Raw genomic sequence first — 19,513 nt, forward strand, 5'->3', positions numbered from 1 at the left:
TCGGTGGAATTCCCGGTGGACTTTCGCCGAACCGGCCGTGTTGGCAGTGGTGGGTCTACGCGCGTAGGGGCTATATTTCCGCAATGGAGAAGCAGATCCCTGTCACCGCCGCGGGCGCCGGCCCGCGCATCCCCACCCCCGACCAGATCCGCCGCGCGCCGAAGGTGCTGCTGCACGACCACCTCGACGGCGGGCTGCGCCCGGAGACGGTCGTCGAGCTGGCCGCCGCGGTCGGCTACGAGGGCCTTCCGACCACCGACGCCAAGGAACTCGGCGAGTGGTTCCGCGAGGCCGCCGACTCCGGCTCGCTGGTCCGCTACCTGGAGACCTTCGCGCACACCTGCGCCGTGATGCAGACCCGCGAGGCCCTGATCAAGGTCGCCGCCGACTGCGCCGAGGACCTGGCCGCCGACGGCGTCGTGTACGCCGAGGTCCGCTACGCCCCCGAGCAGCACCTGGAGGCCGGCCTGTCCCTGGACGAGGTCGTCCAGGCCGTGAACGAGGGCTTCCGCCTCGGCGAGGCCAACGCCCGTGCGGCCGGCCACCGGATCCGGGTCGGCACCCTGCTGACCGCGATGCGGCACGCCGCCCGCTCCACCGAGATCGCCGAACTGGCCAACCGCCACCGGGACCAGGGCGTCGTCGGCTTCGACATCGCCGGCGCCGAGGCGGGCCACCCGCCCACCCGCCACCAGGCCGCCTTCGACTACCTCAAGGGCGAGAACAACCACTTCACCATCCACGCGGGCGAGGCCTTCGGCCTGCCCTCGATCTGGGAGGCCCTGCAGTGCTGCGGCGCCGACCGGCTCGGCCACGGCGTGCGGATCGTCGACGACATCACGGTGGGCGAGGACGGCCGCGTCGAGCTCGGTCGGCTGGCCGCGTACGTGCGCGACAAGCGCATCCCGCTGGAGATGTGCCCGACCTCCAACCTCCAGACCGCGGCGGCCACTTCGTACGCCGAGCACCCGATCGGGCTGCTCAGCCGGCTGAAGTTCCGGGTCACCGTGAACACCGACAACCGGCTGATGAGCGGGACCAGCATGAGCCGCGAGTTCGGGCACCTGGTGGAGGCCTTCGACTACACGCTGGGCGACATGGAGTGGTTCACGGTGAACGCGATGAAGTCCGCGTTCCTGCCGTTCGACGAGCGACTGGCGATGATCAACGACGTGATCAAGCCCGGATACGCCGAACTGAAGGCGGAGTGGCTGTTCAGCTCGGGCGCCGGCGACAGCTGAGCGGATCGGCCCGTTCGAATGGTCGGGTGAACGCCGTTGCTCCGGAGGGGAGTTGGCGTTCATCCGACTACTCACTCGGGCGAGTGAACGCCCTTTGGTCCTCGCGCGGCCCACTCACTACGGTGTGGCCGTCAATGCTGACCGGCCGTGGCGGCGGTAGTCCGTCCGCCCCGTCCCGATGTCGGCCACCGACGACGACCCAAAGGGACGAACCATGAAGCAGGCTCTCAAGGCCGCCGGCACCGCGGCGCTCGGCATCGCCATCGCGGCGGTGGGCGCCGGTACCGCCTCCGCCGCCCCCGCGCCCGGTGGCCTCGGACTGCCCACCGGCGCGGTCACGAACCCCGCGGTGACCGGCGCGGTCACCGACACCGCCGCCAAGCTGCCCGGCGGTGACAAGGTCACCGGCACGCTCGGCACCCTCACCCCGGCCGCCGGCCAGGCGGCGCCCGCCCCGGCCGCCGAGGCCGGTGCCACCACGCGTGGCGCCATCCCGACCATCCCCGGCGTCGACAAGACCCCCATCGGCGGGCTGACCCACACCCTGCCGCTGCCGGGCCTGACCGGCTGACCTGGCCGCCGGCACGGCGACGGGCCGTCCGCCCCGGTGATCCCGGGAGCGGGCGGCCCGCCGTCGTGCCGGGCAACCGTCGCGCAGGGCCCGGCGCCGCGGCTCCAGGCTCCGGGCTCACGGTTTACGGCTCCTGGGGCAGCAGCACCCAGAGGGCCAGATAGACGAGGCACTGGAGTCCGGGCAGGATGATCGAGATCAGGAAGATCAGTCGGACGGTCCACGGCGTCACGCCGTAGCGCTCGGCGAGCCCGGCGCAGACGCCGGCGATGACGCGGTTGTGACGGGGACGGGCGAGACGGGCGCTCATGGTCAACTCCGTGTCGTGGCGCCCGGTCCGGCCAGTCCGGCGGGCTTAATTTCCACTCTCCGCCACCGCGCTCCCGGAAACGTCCGCCTGGCAGTCGATTCGCCACCCCGCCGACTCACCGGTGAGGCGTAGCCGGGTGTCGGGGTCCGTCTCAGGGTCACCCGGAGCGCGGACGCCCCAGGTGGCACCCGCCCGGCGGCGGGAAAGCCCGTTGCCGTCCGGCGGCGGTCCGGTCTAGCCTCTCCGGCAACACGTCGAGGGAGACGAGTACCTCCGGGCCCCGTGGGCCGAGAGAGCCGCCGGCAGCTGTGAAGGCGGCCCTGCGTCCCGGAGCGAAGACACTTCCGAGTGCGGGGAGGAAATGCCCCGCCGGCCGGCCCCCGTCAACGGGCCGCAATGAGGCCGCCGCCCCCGCGGGCGGCGGCGAAAGTGCGGTGGCACCGCGAGTTGCCCTTCTCGCCCGCACTCCGAAGGGATCACCACGACGCCCCTGGAGGGCCGCGATGATCCACCCGACGACCCGTGTCCTGGCCGCCGAACTACCCGGCCACGTCGGCGAATCCGTAGAGATCAGCGGTTGGCTGCACCGCCGCCGCGCACTCAAGTCCGTCACCTTCCTGGTGATCCGGGACCGCTCCGGACTGGCCCAGGTGGTCGCCACCGGCGCGGGCCCCGACCTGCCGGAGGAGACGGTGCTGCGGATCCGCGGCACCGTCACCGCCAACCCGCAGGCGCCGGCCGGCGTCGAGCTGACCTCGCCCACCGTCGAGGTCCTGTCCAGCCTTGCCGAGGCGCCTCCGGTCGGTCTGTTCCGGCCGGCCGTCGAGGCCGCCCTCCCGGTGATCCTCGACGGCGCGCCGGTCACCCTCCGCCACCCGCGGCTGTCCGCCCTGCACCGGATCACCGCGGCCTCGGTGGCCGGGTTCCGTGCCACCCTCGACGGCCTGGACTTCACCGAGATCCAGACCCCGAAGGTGGTCTCCTCGGCCACCGAGTCCGGCGCGAACGTCTTCGCACTGGACTGGTTCGGCCGCCCCGCCTACCTCGCGCAGTCGCCGCAGTTCTTCAAGCAGGCGATGGTCGGGGTGTTCGAGCGGGTCTACGAGACCGGGCCGGTGTTCCGGGCCGAACCGCACGACACCGCGCGGCACCTGGGGCAGTACACCAGCCTGGACGCGGAACTCGGCTTCATCACCGACCACCGCGAGGTGATGGCCGTGCTGCGCGAGGTGGCCGCCGGGATGGTCGCCTCGGTGGCCGAGCGGGCCGGTGCCGCCGTCGACCTGCTGGAGGTGAAGCTGCCCGAGGTCCCGGCGGAGATCCCGCAGCTCCACTTCGCCGAGGCGATGCGGCTGTTGGGCGTCGACGAGCCGGACCTCGCCCCGGCGCACGAGCGGTGGCTCAGCGAGTGGGCATTGCGCGAGCACGGCAGCGAGTTCCTGTTCGTGGTCGGCTACCCGATGCGCAAGCGGCCCTTCTACACCCACCCGGAACCGGGCCGCCCGGAGTGCTCCAACAGCTTCGACCTGCTCTTCCGCGGGCTCGAACTGGTCACCGGAGGCCAGCGGCTGCACCGGCACGAGGACTACCTGGCCGCGCTGGCGGCCCGGGGCGAGCCGGTCCGGCCGTACGAGGGCTACCTGCGGTCCTTCGCGCACGGGATGCCGCCGCACGGCGGGTTCGCGCTCGGGCTGGAGCGCTGGACGGCGCGGCTCACCGGCACCGACAACATCCGCCGGACCACGCTCTTCCCGCGCGACCTGCACCGCCTGACGCCCTGACGCCCTGACGCCGGCGGGTGGGGGGCACCGGACGGACCGGAGCCCCCCACCCGCCGATGGCGGATCAGCCCGCGGCTACTGCGGCTGCCCGGGCTGCGCGGCCGGCGGCACCGGCTGCGCGTACGGGTTGTTCGGCACGGCCTGCGCCGGCGGCGCGTACGGCGCGGCCTGCGGCGCGGGGACGCCCTGCTGGTACGGCGCGGCGCCCTGCGGAGCGTACGGAGCGGCCTGCGGCGGGACGGGCTGGCCGTACGGCGACTGCGGGGCGTTGGGGTTGTACGGTGCCGCCTGCGGCGGGACGCCCTGCGGGTACCCGGCGGCCGGGTCGTAGGGTGCGGTCGGCGCGGGGGGCTGCTGGTTCTTGGCGTTGCCGCGCTCGACGATCGCCTTCACGGAGTTGGCGATCAGCGCGATCGGCAGGATGAACGCCTTGAAGCGGATTTCGTACTGGCCGCCTTCGAAGACGAACATGAGGTAGTAGGCGTACCCCAGGAATCCGAGGCCGGCGAGGACGTTGAGGATTCGCCAGCCGACCTTCAGACCGCCACCGGGATTGACTGCTCCGAGGACCAGCATGGCGGCGCCGCTGATCGCCAGCGCGACGACGTACCAGGAGAAAAGCGGCTCGGCACTGAAGTCGAGATTGTTCAAGGGGGATTCCTGTGGGACGAGATGAAACGGCGAAGCCGTGGGGACGACAGCGCAGATTACTGGAGGCGGCCGACATTCGGCGTCGTCTTTTCATCACGGAGTCGTTGCGCTCCGACAAAACGGCAATTGACGAGGTGGGAAATGACTGACTATGAGGTGCTGCGGGTCTTTTGCGGGCCCGACGGCGGGCACGGGAACGAACTCGGCGTGGTGCGGGCGGGCGCCGCCCTGCCGGACCGGGCGGACCGGCAGGCGTTCGCGCGGCAACTCGGCTTCAGCGAGACGGTGTTCGTCGACGACCCGGAGCGCGGTGAGATCGACATCTACACCCCGACGCTGCGCCTGCCGTTCGCCGGCCACCCGTGCGTGGGCGCCGCCTGGCTGCTCGGGGTGGACCGGCTGGTCACGCTCGCCGGGGAGGTGGGCGTGCGGCACGACGGTGGACTGACCCGGATCGTGGCGCGCCCCGAGTGGGCCCCGCCGCGGACCCTGCGGCGGTACGGCTCGGCGGCCGAGGTGGACGCGCTGGAGGTGCCGCCGCCGGGAGAGTGGATCTACGCCTGGGCCTGGCAGGACGAGGCGGCCGGCACCGTCCGGGCGCGGGCCTTCCCGGGCCGGGGCGACGGGATCGACGAGGACGAGGCGACCGGCGCGGCGGTCCTGCTGCTGACCGCGCGCCTCGGGCGGGCGCTGACCGTCACCCAGGGCCGGGGCTCGCAGCTGCTGACCGGGCCGCTCCCGGGCGGGCTGATCGAGGTCGGCGGCCGGGTGCGGCCGGTCGGAGCCGCGGGGGAGGACGGGCCTCAGCGGGCGGGCGGCGTGGGCTCGGCGTAGGCGCGGGCGCGGGCGACCGGCGGGCCGACCAGGGCGGTCACCTTCGGCGCGGGCGGGGGCGCGGAGGTGGCCGCGGGGGCGGGCGCCGGTACCCGTACCCGCGGCCGCCGGTCGCGCAGCAGCCGCCGCAGGCCGGGGACCAGGGCCAGGTGGGTGACGGCCACGCCGATCACGGCGAGCAGTATGTGGTCGACGTTGAGGACGTGCCCGGGCGTCCAGGAGGAGAGGAACTCCAGGCCGGTCGCCAGCAGGGCGGAGGCACCGGTGGTGCGCAGGAAGGACGGCAGCCAGGGCGCCCGCAGCCGCCCGCCGGCCAGCGGGAGCAGCACGCCGAGCGGGGCCAGCAGGAGGAACTCGCCGACCACCTGCCAGCCGCTGGAGGAGCGGAGGGAGGCCAGCGGCGTCAGGTTGGTGTCGTACACCCAGGCCACCGGCAGCGGCCTCAGCACCACCAGCCAGAGCACCAGTGCCAGGTGACAGGTCAGGCCCGCCAGTCCGGCTGTTCGAAGGGGACGGTGGACGGCCGTCGCCGGCCGGTTCCTGGTCCGCGCGCCGGAACGCTCGTCGCGTGTCCTGGTGCCATCTCGCTGCACGGGGGGAAGGACGTGGGCCGGTGGCGCAGTGGTTCCACCCCGGGCGTGAACATTCCGGGACGCGCCCCGGTCGCCCGCCGTCGACGCTCGCGCCCCGGTCGCCCACCGTCCAACGGCCGAGCGCCGAGCGCCGATGGCGGGGCGGCAGGGCGGCAGGCGACCGGGGCGGCAGGACGGCGGGCAGGCGGGACTACCGGCAGGGCGCGGCCGTCGGCACCGCGCCGAACACGTTGTCGGGCGGCGGGGTGGCGGGCACCACCGTGGGCGACGCGCTCGGGCTCGCACCCGTCTTGGCGCCGCCGCGGGCCGGCGGCGGGGTTGCCGTGGGCGCCGACGGCGTGGCCAGGGCGGCCGGTATGTGCGGGGCGGTCGGGCAGGCCGTCCGGCTGGCCGGGGCGCCCGCGTCCACCGGGACGGCGGTCGGCCGGATGCCGCAGCCGGAGGCGAGCGCGAGCAGCAGCAGGGCGCCGGCGGTGCGGCGCAGGGCGGTGCGGGTGGGGGCGGTCACGTGACGTCCTTGTCCTGGGCGGCGTCGCCGACGGGGCCGTCACCGGTCTCGCCCTCGGTCGGCGGGGGCGGCGGGGCCAGCGGCAGCGTCAGTGTGAACACCGCCCCGACCTCCCCGTTCGCCGCCGTGATCGTGCCCCCGTGGATCTGTGCGTTGGCCATCGCGATCGACAGCCCCAGGCCGCTGCCCTCCGAGCGGGCCCGCCCCCGGTCCGCCTTGTAGAACCGGTCGAAGACATGCGGCAGCACGTCCTCGGGGATGCCCGGGCCGCTGTCGGAGACCTCGACCACGACCGAGCCGGCGGTCTCCCGGACCTTGACCCGCACCGGCGAGCCGCCGTGCTTGAGCGCGTTGCCGATCAGGTTGGCGAAGACCACGTCGAGCCGGCGCGGGTCGACCACGGCCAGGATGCCGCGCGGGGCGTCCAGTTCGACGGCGTCGTACCAGGCCCGGCCGTCGATGCAGGACATGATCAGGTCGGCCATGTCCACCTCGTCGGCGACCAGCTTGGCGGTGCCGGCGTCGAAACGGGTCACCTCCATCAGGTTCTCCACCAGGTCGGACAGCCGCCGGGTCTCGCTGACCACGAGCCGTACGGCCGGCTCGATCATCGGGTCCAGCGACTCGGCCTCGTCCTCCAGGATGTCGGTGACGGCGGTCATCGCGGTCAGCGGTGTGCGCAGCTCGTGCGACATGTCGGCGACGAACCGCCGGCTCTGCGCCTCGCGCGCGCTCAGCTCCTCGACCTGCTCGTGCAGCGACGCCGCGGCCCGGTTGAACGTCCGCGCCAGGTCCGCGAGTTCGTCCCCGCCCTCGACCTCCAGCCGGGTGTCCAGGTGCCCCTCGCCGAGCCGCCGGGCGGCGTCGCCGAGCCGCTTGACCGGCCGCAGCACGGTCGACGAGGCCGCCTGGGCGAGCAGCGCCGAGCCGATCAGCGCGAGCAGCGTGGCGATGGCCAGCGACCAGCCCAGCGTGTTGAGGTCGGCGCGCTCGTTCTCCAGCGACTTGAACATGTACGCCGTCGGCCCGGTCGGCACCACCTTGGTGCCGCCGATCAGGAACGGCCGGCCGCCCAGGTTCTGCCGCTGCCAGTACAGGTGGTACGGGTACGGGTTGCTCTCGGTGACCTCGCGCTGCCTGGCGACGGTGGACTGCAACGCCGCCGGGACGTCGGCCAGCGTGAACTGCCCCGGGTCGGAGGAGGCCGTGCACTCCGGGTGCGCCGGGTCGGCCACCACCACGTCGTAACTCAGTCCGGAGCTGGCGACGGTGGACGCGAGCGTGGTCAGGTCCGGGCAGCTCGCGTTCAGCGGCAGGTCGGAGACGTTGCGGCTGAGCGAGACCCGGAAGTCGTTGAGCGCGGTGTCCTGGGCGCGCTTGAGCACCGCGTCGCGGTTCAGCCAGTAGGCGATGCCGGAGGCCGAGACGGCGGCGAGCAGCGCGACCGCCGCGAACACCGCGATCAGCCGTACCCGCAGGGAGCGCAGCCTGCGCCACGGGCCCGCGGTGAAACGTCGGGCCGTCGTCTGATGGTCAGTCACAAGAGCCTGTCGTCGTACGGAGGTTCAGGAAGTTCAGGAGCTGTCAGGCGGATCGGGGGGGGCAGGAGGGCGGTGGAGGCGCTCAGGCCGGCGGGTCCAGCCGGTAGCCCACGCCGCGAACGGTGCGGATCAGGGTCGGCGCGGAGGGCACGTCCTCGACCTTCGCCCGCAGCCGCTGCACGCAGGCGTCCACCAGACGGGAGTCGCCCAGGTAGTCGTGCTCCCAGACCAGCCGCAGCAGCTGCTGGCGGGAGAGCGCCTGGCCGGGGCGGCGGCTGAGCTCCAGGAGCAGCCGCAGCTCGGTCGGGGTGAGCTGGAGGTCCTGCCCGTCCTTGGTGACGGTCATCGCCGCCCGGTCGATCACCACGCTGCCGTACGCGGACGAGTCGGAGCTCTCCCGCTCGCCGCGCCGCAGCACGGCCCGGATCCGGGCGTCCAGCACCCGCGGCTGCACCGGCTTGACCACGTAGTCGTCGGCGCCGGACTCCAGGCCGACCACCACGTCGATGTCGTCCGAGCGGGCGGTCAGCAGGATGATCGGCAGCTGGTCGGTGCGGCGGATTCGGCGGCAGACCTCGAAGCCGTCGATTCCGGGCAGCATGACGTCCAGCACGATCAGGTCGGGCCGCTGCTCCTTGAAGAGCCTCAGACCGTCCTCGCCGGAGGCGGCGGTGGCCACGCGGTGGCCCTGGCGGGTGAGGGCGAGTTCGAGGCCGGTCCGGATGGCGTCGTCGTCCTCGATCAGAAGGAGGAAAGGCACGGCCCCATTTTGGCCCACGCGAAGCGTCGATTCACCCCCCGGACCGGTGACCGCCCGTATGGGAACCGGAAGGAGCGCTACCGGCGTCCGGTACGGAGGGAGGCGGACCGGGACGAAAGGCCCGCTCCTGTGACACCCCTGTGACAGTCGGCGGACAGCGCCATCACAACCACCGGGCAGGATTTTCCATGTCGCCGCAGGACAGCGGGCCAACCCGGCCGGCTGGAAGGCGGCAACAGGAACCGCTCGTACCGACCCAGGGGGCGCACGATGAACGCCATGCTTCAGACCCGGACCAACCCGGCTGTCCGCACCGCGCGTTCGTCAGCCACCGCCCCGCGGACCCGGTACGAGGTCAGGACCGACGAGAACTCCGGTGCCGTGACCGTACGGGGGTGCGCGCGCAGCACCGGTGGAAACCCTGTCGCCCGCCGGGTGAGCGGCGGCGCCAGGACGGGGGAGCTGTACGGGATCGGCCGGGTGGGGAACGCGGCCGACTCCGGCAACACCCTCACGCTGCGGGGGATCCTCCCCGTCCGCGTCGAGGGCAAGGACGCTCCGGGTGGGAACCGGGGCAACGGTCTGCGGACGGTCGGCTCGGGGGAGTCGGCCGGCCGCGAGGCCGCCGGGGCGACGCTGCTGCAGCTGAACCCGGCCGGACGGGGAGACGCGCAGGGGGAGCACCCGGCCGTCGCGGAGGACCACATCACGGAGTTCACCGCGTACGTGCGTGAGCGCCGTGCCTCCCTGTACGCCACGGCGTACCACCTCACCGGTGACCGCTACGAGGCCGAGGACCTGCTGCAGAGCGCGCTCTTCAGCACCTACCGGGCCTGGGGCCGGATCACCGACAAGGCCGCGGTCGGCGGGTACCTCCGCCGCACCATGACCAACCTGCACATCTCCGCCTGGCGGCGCCGCAAGGTCAACGAGTACCCGACCGAGGAGCTGCCGGAGACGGCCGGCGACACCGACGCGATGGGCGGCACCGAGCTGCGCACCGTGCTCTGGCAGGCACTGGCGAAGCTGCCGGAGAACCAGCGGACCATGCTGGTGCTGCGGTACTACGAGGGCAAGACCGACCCGGAGATCGCCGGCGTGCTGGGGATCAGCGTCGGCACGGTCAAGAGCAGCATCTGGCGGGCGCTGCGCCGGCTGCGCGAGGACGAGCACCTGAACAAGTCGGGCGACACCGTCCGGGCGTTCGGCGAGCTGGTCGCGTAACGCGGGACGCGGATGGCGTGAAGGAGCGGGACTCCCGTCGGGGGACGGGTAGCGGACGGTCGCCGTGCGTGGACGCCGGCTCGGGGGAGCGGTGACCACGGGGAGCCCGACGACCGTTCGGGGAAGGCGACGGGCCCGGTGCGGGGGAGACGCACCGGGCCCGTCGTTCTTCGTGTCCCGGTTCCGCCGCGCGCCCTCGTCCGGTGACGGCCCGCCCGGACGGAGGACGGCTCAGACGGAGGACAGCGCCCGCCGCCCGGCCGCGGCGCGGATCCGGCGCTCGGCCTCCGCCCCGGCGCACGGGTGGGAGCCCAGGGTGACCTGCCGCCCGACGATGGACCGTTCGGCGCGCATCAGCCGCCAGCCGCGGCGCAGCAGCACCGGCAGCGATTTGCGGCTCTCCCGGACGTCCCGGCGCAGTCGGCGCCAGGCCGTGGTGAGCGCGCCGTTGCGCAGGCACAGGGCGTCGCCGAGCAGGCCCTCGGCGGCGCACTCGGCGGTGATCTCGGCGGCGAAGATGCCCTCGGCGATGAACGCGGGGGCGCCGGCCAGCTCCAGGGTGCGGGTGGAGATCCGGCCGTTGTCCGGGATCGAGTACACCGGGACATCGGCGCGGCCGGTCTCGTACAGGCCGCGGATCGCGGCGACCGCCTGGTCGCGGTGCCAGGCGAGCGGGGAGTCCCAGTCGACCGCGCCGTCGGGCAGCAGCGGCAGGGTGGGGTCGTCCCCGTCCTTGTAGAAGTCGTCCAGTTGCAGGACGGGCAGGCCGCTGCGCTCGGCGAGCGAGGACTTCCCGGAACCGGAGGGGCCGGACAGCAGGACGACCCGGGCGTGGGTCGTCGGCACAGGATTCAGCGGGTCGTCACTCACGGGACACCAGTCTGACGCATCCGGGCCCGATGCCGAAACCGGTCGGATCACATCTTCTGCGTGCCCGGTGGATCGGCGGGGGCGACGTGGATCATCGGCGGCGAGGACGGTGGCCAGGAGGGCGGTCGAGAAGGCGGCGAGGACGGCGCCGAAACGGTGCCGAAAGGCGACGGACCCGCGCCAGGGGGGGAGAGGCGCGGGTCCGTCCAATGACCGTCCGGGCCCTGGGGGGGAGAGGGCACTGGGGACGGCCAGTCTGTGGAGTTGTTACTCGGTGGTCGACGGGGCGGTCAGATCCCCATCGGGTGCCAGACCGTCTTCGTCTCCAGGAACGAGAGTAGCCGGTCGGTACCGGGCGCATTGGTCCAGTCCTGGGCGAACGGGTCCAGCTCCGGACGGACCACCCTCTTCAGGGTATCCGCGGCGGCCGCTTCCAGCGCCTGCGCCGCGCCGGGACCGTCGGCGGCGATCGCGCCGGTGAGGTCCAGCGCGTTGACGTCCTGGTGCGAGGCCAGGGTGGGCGCGACGTCGGCGGTCTTGCCCGAGATGATGTTGACCACGCCGCCGGGGACGTCCGAGGTGGCGAGCACCTCGCCCAGCGACAGGGCCGGCAGCGGGGCGTCCGCGGCGGCCGCGACCACGACCGTGTTGCCGGTGGCGATCGCCGGGGCGATCACCGAGACCAGGCCGAGCAGCGAGTGCCCGTACCCGGCCTGCGGGGCGACGATCCCGACCACGCCGGTCGGCTCCGGGGCGGAGAGGTTGAAGAAGGGGCCGGCGACCGGGTTGGCGCCGCCCGCGATCTGGGCGACCTTGTCCGTCCAGCCCGCGTACCAGATCCAGCGGTCGATCGCGGCGTCCACCAGCGCGGCGGCCTTCTTCGGGCCGATGCCCTCGGCGGCGGAGACCTCGGCGGCGAACTGCTCGCGGCGGCCCTGCAGCATCTCGGCCACCCGGTACAGCACCTGGCCGCGGTTGTACGCGGTGGTGCCGGCCCAGCCCTTGACCGCCGCGCGGGCGGCCAGGACGGCGTCGCGGGCGTCCTTGCGGGTGCCCAGCGGAGCGTTGGCGAGCCACCCGCCCTTTGCGTCCGTCACCTCGTACACCCGCCCGCTCTCGGAGCGCGGGAACTTCCCGCCGACGTACAGCTTGTAGGTCTTGAGGACGTCAAGACGCGTTGCGACATCAGACATCGAGGTAGGCCTCCAGACCGTGGCGGCCACCCTCGCGGCCGTAGCCCGACTCCTTGTAGCCGCCGAACGGCGAGGTCGGGTCGAACTTGTTGAAGGTGTTGGCCCAGACCACGCCGGCCTTGAGCCGGCTCGCCGTCCACAGGATGCGCGAGCCCTTCTCCGTCCAGATGCCGGCGGAGAGGCCGTACGGGGTGTTGTTGGCCTTCGCGACCGCCTCGTCGGGGGTGCGGAAGGTCAGCACCGACAGGACCGGGCCGAAGATCTCCTCCTGGGCGATCCGGTGGGCCTGGCTGACGCCGGTGAACAGGGTCGGCTTGAACCAGAAGCCGGTGCCCGGGAGTTCGCACTCGGGCGACCAGCGGTCCGCGCCCTCGGCCTCGCCGGCGTCGGTCAGCTCGGTGATCCGGGCCAGCTGGGCGGCCGAGTTGATGGCGCCGATGTCGGTGTTCTTGTCCAGCGGGTCGCCGACCCGCAGGGTGGACATCCGGCGCTTCAGGGCGTCCAGCAGCTCGTCCTGGATCGACTCCTGGACCAGCAGGCGCGAGCCCGCGCAGCAGACGTGGCCCTGGTTGAAGAAGATGCCGTTGACGATGCCCTCGACCGCCTGGTCGATCGGCGCGTCGTCGAAGACGATGTTCGCGGCCTTGCCGCCCAGCTCCAGCGACAGCTTCTTGCGGCTGCCGGCCAGCTGCCTGGCGATCGCCTTGCCGACCGGGGTGGAGCCGGTGAAGGCGACCTTGTTGACGTCCGGGTGCGCGGTGAGCGCGGCGCCGGTGCGGCCGTCGCCGGTGACGATGTTGACGACGCCCTTCGGCAGACCGGCCTGGCGGCAGATCTCGGCGAAGCGCAGGGCCGTCAGCGGGGTGGTCTCGGCCGGCTTGAGGACGACGGTGTTGCCGGTCGCCAGGGCGGGCGCGATCTTCCACGCCAGCATCATCAGCGGGAAGTTCCACGGGATGACCTGGCCGGCCACGCCCAGCGGGCGCGGGTTCGGGCCGAAGCCCGCGTAGTCCAGCTTGTCCGCCCAGCCGGCGTAGTAGAAGAACCACGCGGCGACGGTCGGGATGTCGAAGTCGCGGGTCTCGCGGATCGGCTTGCCGTTGTCGATCGACTCCAGCACGGCCAGCTCGCGGCTGCGCTCCTGGATGATCCGGGCGATCCGGAACAGGTACTTGCCGCGCTCGCCGCCCGGCAGCGCCGACCAGTCGGCGAAGGCCTTGCGGGCGGCGGCGACCGCGCGGTCCACGTCCTCGTCGGTGCCCTGGGCGAACTCGGCGAGCACCTGCTCGGTGGCCGGGTTGACCGTCTTCAGGGCCTCGCTGCCGGAGGAGTCGACGAACTCGCCGCCGATGAAGTGGCCGTAGGAGGTGGCGATGTCGCCCGCGGCGGCGGGGGACTCGGGGGCCGGGGCGTAGGTGAACAGGCCGGAGGCCTTCGCCGGCTCCTCGATGTTCTTCTTCTTGGCCATGGTGATCAGTCCACCGTCACGTAGTCGGGGCCGGAGTAGCGTCCGGTGGTGAGCTTCTGGCGCTGCATCAGCAGGTCGTTGAGCAGGCTGGAGGCGCCGAAGCGGAACCAGTGCGGGCTCAGCCAGTCGTCGCCGAGGGTCTCGTTGACCATCACCAGGTACTTCATGGCGTCCTTGGTGGTCTTGATCCCACCGGCGGGCTTCACGCCGACCTGGACGCCGGTCTGCGCCTTGAAGTCGCGGACCGCCTCCAGCATCAGCAGGGTGACCGGCGGGGTCGCGTTGACGGCGACCTTGCCGGTGGAGGTCTTGATGAAGTCGGCGCCGGCCAGCATCGCCAGCCAGGAGGCGCGGCGCACGTTGTCGTACGTCTGCAGCTCGCCGGTCTCGAAGATCACCTTGAGGTGGGCGGAGGTGCCGTCCGGGCGCTTGCACGCCTCCTTGACGGCGACGATCTCGTTGAAGACGTCGTAGTAGCGGCCGGAGAGGAAGGCTCCCCGGTCGATCACCATGTCGATCTCGTCGGCGCCCGCGGCGACCGCGTCGGCGGTGTCGGCGAGCTTCACCGGGAGGGCGGCGCGGCCGGCCGGGAAGGCGGTGGCCACCGAGGCGACCTGGATGTCGGTGCCCCGCAGGGCGTCCTTCGCGGTGGCGACCATGTCCGGGTAGACGCAGATGGCGGCGACGCGGGGGGTGGTCGGGTCGGTCGGGTCGGGGGTCCTGCCCTTGGCGCACAGGGCGCGCACCTTGCCGACCGTGTCCGCGCCTTCCAGCGTGGTCAGGTCGATCATCGAGATCGCCAGGTCGATGGCGTAAGCCTTCGCGGTGGTCTTGATCGAGCGGGTGCCGAGGGTGGCGGCACGCGCCTCAAGGCCGACCTGGTCGACGCCGGGCAGGCCGTGCAGGAAGCGGCGGAGCGAGGCCTCGGACGCCGCAACGTCCTGAAGGCCGCTGCCCGCAACGCCGGGGGCATTGGCTGCAACAGTGGACATAGTCACCAGACCAGCATATCTACGCGCGTAGTCGACCGCTAGGGGCCCCGCCTTTCGTGGCCGGACCGAGACCTCCGGGGCGGCGGAGGGGAGCGGGAGGGCGGCGGCGGGGGCGTGCGGGCGGGACGCACGGCGCCCGGCGACCGGGTGGTTCGGGGGCGGCATTCGATGCCGGACCGAGACCTCTCGGTGGGGGGCATGCGGCAGAATCGACGGCATGACCGATTCCGACGGCAAGCCCCGCCAGGGTTCCGCCGCCCCCGACGGGGATCCCGCCTACGCGGACCGCGTGTACCGCTCTGTCCCCGGTGTGATCTCCGGAGTGCTGCTGCTGGCCGTCGCCGCCTGGCTGATCGGCGACGCGGTGCTGAACGGGAGCGGGAAGACGCCGTACGTCTCGCTCGCGGCGGTGCCGGTGTTCGCCTTCCCGGTGATCGCCTACACGCTGCGCCCGGCGGTGCTGGCCGACAGCAGCCGGCTGGTGGTGCGCAACCCGTGGCGGACCATCACCGCGCCGTGGGCCGCGGTGGACACGCTGCGCGCGGGGTACTCGGTCGAGCTGCTCGCCGGCGGCAAGAAGTACCAGGTGTGGGCGGTGCCGGTGTCGCTGCGCCAGCGCAAGCGGGCGACCCGGGCCCAGCAGCGCGACGGCGCCGAGCACGCCTCCCGGATGGGGATGGTGTTCGGCCGCCAGGCCAATCCGGTGGTGCAGGGCTCCCCCGACCCGACCCGCGCCTGGTCCGACCAGGTGACCACCGTGTTGCAGGAGATGGCCGAGCGCAACGCCCGCCGCCCCGACGCGGCCGGCCCGGTCGAGGTGGCGTGGTGCTGGTGGGTGATCGCGCCGACGCTGGCCGGCCTGGTCGCGCTGATCACGGTGATCGCGGTCTGAGCCGAAGCACGGAAAGGGCCCGCCGGTACGCGACCGGCGGGCCCCTTCCCGTACGGGCGGGCGTCAGGCGGTGATGCCCGCGGCCTCGGCCAGGTCGCGCTTGATCGCGTCGAGCAGTCCGGCGGCCCGCTCGCGGCTGGCCGTGAGGTCGGCGGCGGTGGCGACCGGGAGGACGACCTCCAGGTAGCACTTGAGCTTGGGCTCGGTGCCGGACGGGCGGACCACGATGCGGGCCGAGCGGACGGCCTCGCCGGCCAGGTAGTAGCGCAGGCCGTCGGTGGGCGGCAGGTCGGCGGAGCCGGCCGACAGGTCGTCGGCGCGGGTGACCCGGAGGCCGGCCAGGAGGGTCGGCGGCTGCTCGCGCAGCCGGCGCATGGCGTCGGCGATCAGCGAGAGGTCGTGCACGCGGACGGACAGCTGGTCGGTGGCGTGCAGGCCGTGCTCCAGCGCCAGGTCGTCCAGCAGGTCGGTCAGGGTGCGGCCGGACGTCTTGAGGGTGGCGGCCAGTTCGGCGACCAGCAGGGCGGCGGTGATGCCGTCCTTGTCCCGGACGCCCTGCGGGTCGACGCAGTAGCCGAGCGCCTCCTCGTAGCCGTAGCGCAGGCCGTCGGCGCGGGAGATCCACTTGAACCCGGTCAGGGTCTCGGCGTAGCCCAGGCCGGCGGCCTCGGCGATCCGGCCCAGCAGGGTGGCGGAGACGATGGTGGTGGCGAAGACGCCCTCGGCCTTCTTGGCGACCAGGGCCGCGCCGAGCAGCGCGCCGACCTCGTCGCCGCGGAGCATCCGCCAGCCGGCGGCGCCGGTGCCGCCGCCGGCCGCGTCGCCGTTGGCGGGGACGGCCACCGCGCAGCGGTCGGCGTCCGGGTCGTTGGCGATCACGATGTCCGGGCCGACCGAGGCGGCGGTGCGGAAGGCGAGGTCCATCGCCCCCGGCTCCTCCGGGTTGGGGAAGGCCACGGTCGGGAAGTCCGGGTCGGGCTCGGCCTGCTCGGCGACGACGGTGGGCGCCGGGAAGCCGGCCCGGCGGAAGGCGGCGACCAGGGTGTCGCGGCCGACGCCGTGCATCGGGGTGTAGACGACGGCGAGGTCGCGCGGGCTGTGCTCGTCGACGATCGAGACGGCCCGGGCCAGGTAGGCCTCGATGACGTCCTCGCCGAGCACCTCCCAGCCGTCCTCGGCGCGCGGGACGTCGTGGAGCGAGCCGATCGCGTCGATCTCGGCGGCGATCCCGGCGTCGGCCGGCGGGACGATCTGCGAGCCGTCGCCCAGGTAGACCTTGTAGCCGTTGTCCTGCGGCGGGTTGTGGCTGGCGGTCACGGTGACGCCGGCGGCCGCGCCCAGGTGGCGGACGGCGAAGGCGAGCACCGGGGTCGGCAGCGGGCGCGGCAGCAGCGCGGCGCGCAGGCCGGCGCCGACCACCACGGCGGCGGTGTCCCGGGCGAAGTCGTAGGACTTGTGGCGGGCGTCGTAGCCGATCACCACCAGGTCGCCCAGGTTCTCCTTCTTGACGTGGGCGACCAGGCCGGCGGCGGCCCGGATCACCACGGCACGGTTCATCCGCATCGGGCCCGCGCCCAGTTCGCCGCGCAGGCCGGCGGTGCCGAACTGGAGCCGGTCGGAGAAGCGCTCGGCGAGGTCCGCCCAGGCGAGCTTGCCGTCCGTCTCGGCCGCCGGGTCCTCGGCCCGGGCCAGCAGGGCGCTCAGCTCCTCGCGGGTCTGCGGGTCGGGGTCCTCGGCCAGCCAGGTTCGGGCCCGGGCGAGGAGGTCGGTGGTGGTTGCCTGCGTCATGGCTGCCTGCTCCATCGGGAAGTGCGTCGGTTTGTCGGCCGGGGGGTTCCGCAAAGAAGGGGTGTGCACATGCGGACGGGGCCCGCGGGGCGTGATCAGCCGATCACGGCCGCCCGAGGGCCCCGTCGCTCACGATTGTGCTCCAGCTGCGCGTCAGATCCGCTCAAGGACCTTCGCGAGCAGCTCGCCCATGCGCTCGGCGGAGGCCTTGCCAGCCTCCAGCACCTCGGCGTGGTTGAGCGGCTCGCCGGTGATGCCGGCGGCCAGGTTGGTGACCAGCGAGATGCCGAGCACCTCGGTGCCGGCCTCGCGGGCGGCGATGGCCTCCAGGGTGGTGGACATGCCGACCAGCTCGCCGCCGATCACCCGGGCCATGTTGACCTCGGCCGGGGTCTCGTAGTGCGGGCCGCGGAACTGGACGTAGACGGCCTCGTCCAGGCTCGGGTCCACCTCGCGGCAGAGCGTGCGCAGGCGCTTGGAGTACAGGTCGGTGAGGTCGACGAAGTTCGCGCCGACGATCGGCGAGTCCGCCGTCAGGTTGATGTGGTCGCTGATCAGGACCGGCTGGCCGGGGACCCAGCCCTCGCGCAGACCGCCGCAGCCGTTGGTCAGCACGATGATGCCGCAGCCGGCCGCGGCGGCGGTGCGCACGCCGTGGACGACGGTGGCCACGCCGTGGCCCTCGTAGTAGTGGTTGCGGCCGAGGAAGATCAGGGCGCGCTTGTCGCCGATCTTCACCGAGCGGATCTTGCCGGCGTGGCCGGCGACGGCGGGGGCGGGGAAGCCCGGGAGCTCGGTGACCGGGAACTCGGCCACGGTCTCGCCCAGGGCGTCGGCGGCCGGCACCCAGCCGGAGCCCATCACCAGGGCGACGTCGTGCCGCTCGGCACCGGTCAGCTCGCGCAGGCGCTCGGCGGCGGCCTGGGCGGCGGCGTAGGGGTCGGCGGAGACGACCGACTGAGGGGATGCGTTCACGGCTCCGAGGATAGACGGGATTCGACTACGCGCGTAGAAAATCCGGCGCGGCATGCCGGATCGTTACCCGGTTGACCCGAAAGCACAGCTCGGTGGCGCTTTTCGGGTGACGCCGTTCGTCGGTACGCACAGTCCGTACGCACAGCCCGTGCGCACGTCGGTGCACGGTCGGTGCACGGTCGGTGCGCACCGGAATCCGGGCCCGGGTTCAGAGCCGTTTCGCGCTGCGCAGTCCCTTCGCGTACAGGCCGTTGTCGTCCAGCCGCGCGGTGCCGCCCTTGTCGCCGAAGGTCGGGCCGTCCGCCTCCTCGCGGCTGGAGATGTACCGGGGGTGGCCGTCGGTGTCCAGGCCCAGGTAGATGCCGGTGTGGTCGAGCCGGGCGCCGGTGCGGGCGTCGATCTCGAAGAACACCAGGTCGCCGGGCTGGAGCGGGTCGATCGAGGCCGGTCGCAGGGTGGTGTCGGAGCCCGGCGCGGTGGTCAGCGGCAGCACCGGGACGCCCGGGCCGACCCTGGCCAGGCCGTTGGCGCTGCGCGGCAGGCCGGGGCCGGCCACGTCCTTGGAGAGCAGCGGGTAACCGGAGCGGTAGCCGTAGACCATCCGGACGTACCCGGAGCAGTCGAAGGCGCCGTACCGGGCCTTGTCGGGCTGCTTGGCCACCTTGTCGGCGAACGTGTACGGAACGCCGAGGTAGTCGAGGAAGTCGGTCTGCTCCAGCCGCAGGTCGTTGCCCACCGAACCGTTCGGGTTGAGCGGGCCGAAGGAGGCGTCGCCCTTGAACCGCACGCCCTTGGCGTCCTTCTCGGGCGCCGTGCCGGCCAGGTACTGGGTGGCCACCGCCAGCACGTCGTCCGCCGTGGAGCCGAGCGACTGCTGGAACCAGGTGCGGAACCAGCCCTCCTGCTCGGCGCCCGGCCGCCACGGCTGCGGCATCAGCCGGACCCAGGTGTCGGTGACCACGGTGGCCGTGGTGGTGCCCGGCTCGGCGAAGGTGCGGCTCGGGCCGGCCAGGACGGCGGTGCGGGCGCTGTCGGTCAGGGTGGCGACCACGCCGCCGCGGGCGTCCCGGACCACCGTGCGGTCGGGGCCGCTCAGCCGCTCGTAGCGGTACTCGGCGACGGCGTCCCGGGCGGTGCTCGGCGCGGCGGCGGTGGTGATCAGTGGCGCGCCGCCGCCCTGGTCCGACGGCCGGTCGCGGTCGCGCAGCTGGACGGTGAGGTAGCCGCTGGCGGCCAGCAGGGCCACGGCGAGGCCGCCGCTGAGCAGGGACTTGCGGGTGACGGGCATCGGGGCTTCCAGGACTTCTAGGGCTTCCGGGGA

19 protein-coding genes are annotated in these 19,513 nt (G+C 73.2%); 6 read left to right on the forward strand and 13 right to left on the reverse strand.

Annotated elements, in window-relative coordinates:
* The first annotated feature begins 83 nt into the window (after positions 1-83).
* Positions 84-1,241 carry an adenosine deaminase gene (locus tag ACIPLC_RS22155; RefSeq protein WP_400474716.1) on the forward strand — a complete coding sequence of 386 codons (1,158 nt, stop codon included), beginning with the start codon at positions 84-86 and terminating at the stop codon, positions 1,239-1,241.
* A 214-nt stretch (positions 1,242-1,455) separates the two neighbouring features.
* On the forward strand, positions 1,456-1,812 hold the full coding sequence (locus tag ACIPLC_RS22160; protein ID WP_400474717.1) for an ATP-binding protein: 357 nt from the start codon (positions 1,456-1,458) through the stop codon (positions 1,810-1,812).
* Positions 1,813-1,936: 124 nt separating this feature from the next.
* On the opposite strand, the gene ACIPLC_RS22165 is transcribed toward ACIPLC_RS22160, so the two are convergent.
* Entirely contained in the window at positions 1,937-2,122 is a 186-nt protein-coding gene (locus ACIPLC_RS22165) for a PspC domain-containing protein (protein ID WP_063349060.1), read from the reverse strand.
* Between the two features lie 503 nt (positions 2,123-2,625).
* On the opposite strand from ACIPLC_RS22165, the gene aspS reads away from it, so the two are divergent.
* Positions 2,626-3,903 (forward strand): aspartate--tRNA(Asn) ligase, encoded by a 1,278-nt coding sequence (gene aspS / locus ACIPLC_RS22170; RefSeq protein ID WP_400474718.1) that lies wholly within the window; start codon positions 2,626-2,628, stop codon positions 3,901-3,903.
* Between the two features lie 75 nt (positions 3,904-3,978).
* On the opposite strand, the gene ACIPLC_RS22175 is transcribed toward aspS, so the two are convergent.
* Positions 3,979-4,554: a hypothetical protein gene (locus ACIPLC_RS22175; protein WP_400474719.1), complete on the reverse strand. Its 576-nt coding sequence runs from the start codon at positions 4,552-4,554 to the stop codon at positions 3,979-3,981.
* 141 nt (positions 4,555-4,695) lie between these two features.
* Between ACIPLC_RS22175 and ACIPLC_RS22180 the strand changes: the two genes are divergently transcribed.
* Positions 4,696-5,388: a PhzF family phenazine biosynthesis protein gene (locus tag ACIPLC_RS22180; RefSeq protein ID WP_400474720.1), complete on the forward strand. Its 693-nt coding sequence runs from the start codon at positions 4,696-4,698 to the stop codon at positions 5,386-5,388.
* Here ACIPLC_RS22180 and ACIPLC_RS22185 read toward each other — a convergent pair.
* The 4 genes from ACIPLC_RS22185 to ACIPLC_RS22200 form a co-directional block, all read right to left on the reverse strand.
* Positions 5,358-5,852 carry a VanZ family protein gene (locus ACIPLC_RS22185; RefSeq protein WP_400474721.1) on the reverse strand — a complete coding sequence of 165 codons (495 nt, stop codon included), beginning with the start codon at positions 5,850-5,852 and terminating at the stop codon, positions 5,358-5,360. The two genes, ACIPLC_RS22180 and ACIPLC_RS22185, sit on opposite strands and share 31 nt — an antisense overlap.
* Before the next feature lie 319 nt (positions 5,853-6,171).
* Positions 6,172-6,489, reverse strand: coding sequence for a hypothetical protein (locus tag ACIPLC_RS22190; RefSeq protein ID WP_400474722.1), 318 nt, complete (start codon positions 6,487-6,489; stop codon positions 6,172-6,174).
* Complete coding sequence (locus tag ACIPLC_RS22195) at positions 6,486-8,030, reverse strand: ATP-binding protein (RefSeq protein ID WP_400474723.1); 1,545 nt, start codon at positions 8,028-8,030, stop codon at positions 6,486-6,488. The genes ACIPLC_RS22190 and ACIPLC_RS22195 overlap by 4 nt, the downstream gene beginning before the upstream one ends.
* 82 nt (positions 8,031-8,112) lie before the next feature.
* Positions 8,113-8,790, reverse strand: a complete 678-nt coding sequence (locus tag ACIPLC_RS22200) for a response regulator transcription factor (protein ID WP_030257458.1) — start codon at positions 8,788-8,790, stop codon at positions 8,113-8,115.
* Positions 8,791-9,060: 270 nt separating this feature from the next.
* Here ACIPLC_RS22200 and ACIPLC_RS22205 point away from each other — a divergent pair, with 270 nt between their 5' ends.
* The gene (locus tag ACIPLC_RS22205) at positions 9,061-10,014 is read left to right on the forward strand and encodes a SigE family RNA polymerase sigma factor (protein ID WP_400474724.1); all 954 of its coding nucleotides are present in this window, start codon (positions 9,061-9,063) and stop codon (positions 10,012-10,014) included.
* A gap of 231 nt (positions 10,015-10,245) precedes the next feature.
* Here the strand turns inward: ACIPLC_RS22205 and ACIPLC_RS22210 are convergent, their stop codons facing one another.
* The 4 genes from ACIPLC_RS22210 to deoC form a co-directional block, all read right to left on the reverse strand.
* A complete protein-coding gene (locus tag ACIPLC_RS22210; RefSeq protein WP_400474725.1) occupies positions 10,246-10,884 on the reverse strand; it encodes an ATP-binding protein in 639 nt (212 codons plus the stop codon).
* Between the two features lie 290 nt (positions 10,885-11,174).
* Positions 11,175-12,077 (reverse strand): aldehyde dehydrogenase family protein, encoded by a 903-nt coding sequence (locus ACIPLC_RS22215; RefSeq protein WP_400474726.1) that lies wholly within the window; start codon positions 12,075-12,077, stop codon positions 11,175-11,177.
* On the reverse strand, positions 12,070-13,545 hold the full coding sequence (locus tag ACIPLC_RS22220) for an aldehyde dehydrogenase family protein (protein ID WP_400474727.1): 1,476 nt from the start codon (positions 13,543-13,545) through the stop codon (positions 12,070-12,072). The genes ACIPLC_RS22215 and ACIPLC_RS22220 overlap by 8 nt, the downstream gene beginning before the upstream one ends.
* 5 nt (positions 13,546-13,550) lie before the next feature.
* A complete protein-coding gene (deoC, locus tag ACIPLC_RS22225; protein WP_400474728.1) occupies positions 13,551-14,537 on the reverse strand; it encodes a deoxyribose-phosphate aldolase in 987 nt (328 codons plus the stop codon).
* Positions 14,538-14,754: 217 nt separating this feature from the next.
* Here deoC and ACIPLC_RS22230 point away from each other — a divergent pair, with 217 nt between their 5' ends.
* Positions 14,755-15,429 (forward strand): PH domain-containing protein, encoded by a 675-nt coding sequence (locus ACIPLC_RS22230; RefSeq protein WP_400474729.1) that lies wholly within the window; start codon positions 14,755-14,757, stop codon positions 15,427-15,429.
* Positions 15,430-15,492: 63 nt separating this feature from the next.
* Here the strand turns inward: ACIPLC_RS22230 and ACIPLC_RS22235 are convergent, their stop codons facing one another.
* The 3 genes from ACIPLC_RS22235 to ACIPLC_RS22245 all read right to left on the reverse strand — a co-directional run bounded on the left by ACIPLC_RS22235 (position 15,493) and on the right by ACIPLC_RS22245 (position 19,480).
* Positions 15,493-17,217, reverse strand: a complete 1,725-nt coding sequence (locus ACIPLC_RS22235; RefSeq protein ID WP_400474730.1) for a phospho-sugar mutase — start codon at positions 17,215-17,217, stop codon at positions 15,493-15,495.
* A 153-nt stretch (positions 17,218-17,370) separates the two neighbouring features.
* Entirely contained in the window at positions 17,371-18,192 is an 822-nt protein-coding gene (locus tag ACIPLC_RS22240; protein WP_400474731.1) for a purine-nucleoside phosphorylase, read from the reverse strand.
* Between the two features lie 208 nt (positions 18,193-18,400).
* Positions 18,401-19,480, reverse strand: a complete 1,080-nt coding sequence (locus tag ACIPLC_RS22245; protein WP_400474732.1) for an NlpC/P60 family protein — start codon at positions 19,478-19,480, stop codon at positions 18,401-18,403.
* Between the last annotated feature and the right edge of the window lie 33 nt (positions 19,481-19,513).

Origin of the sequence: Kitasatospora sp. NPDC086801 (assembly GCF_044745805.1) — a bacterium.
In the GTDB taxonomy this organism is placed as follows: domain Bacteria; phylum Actinomycetota; class Actinomycetes; order Streptomycetales; family Streptomycetaceae; genus Kitasatospora.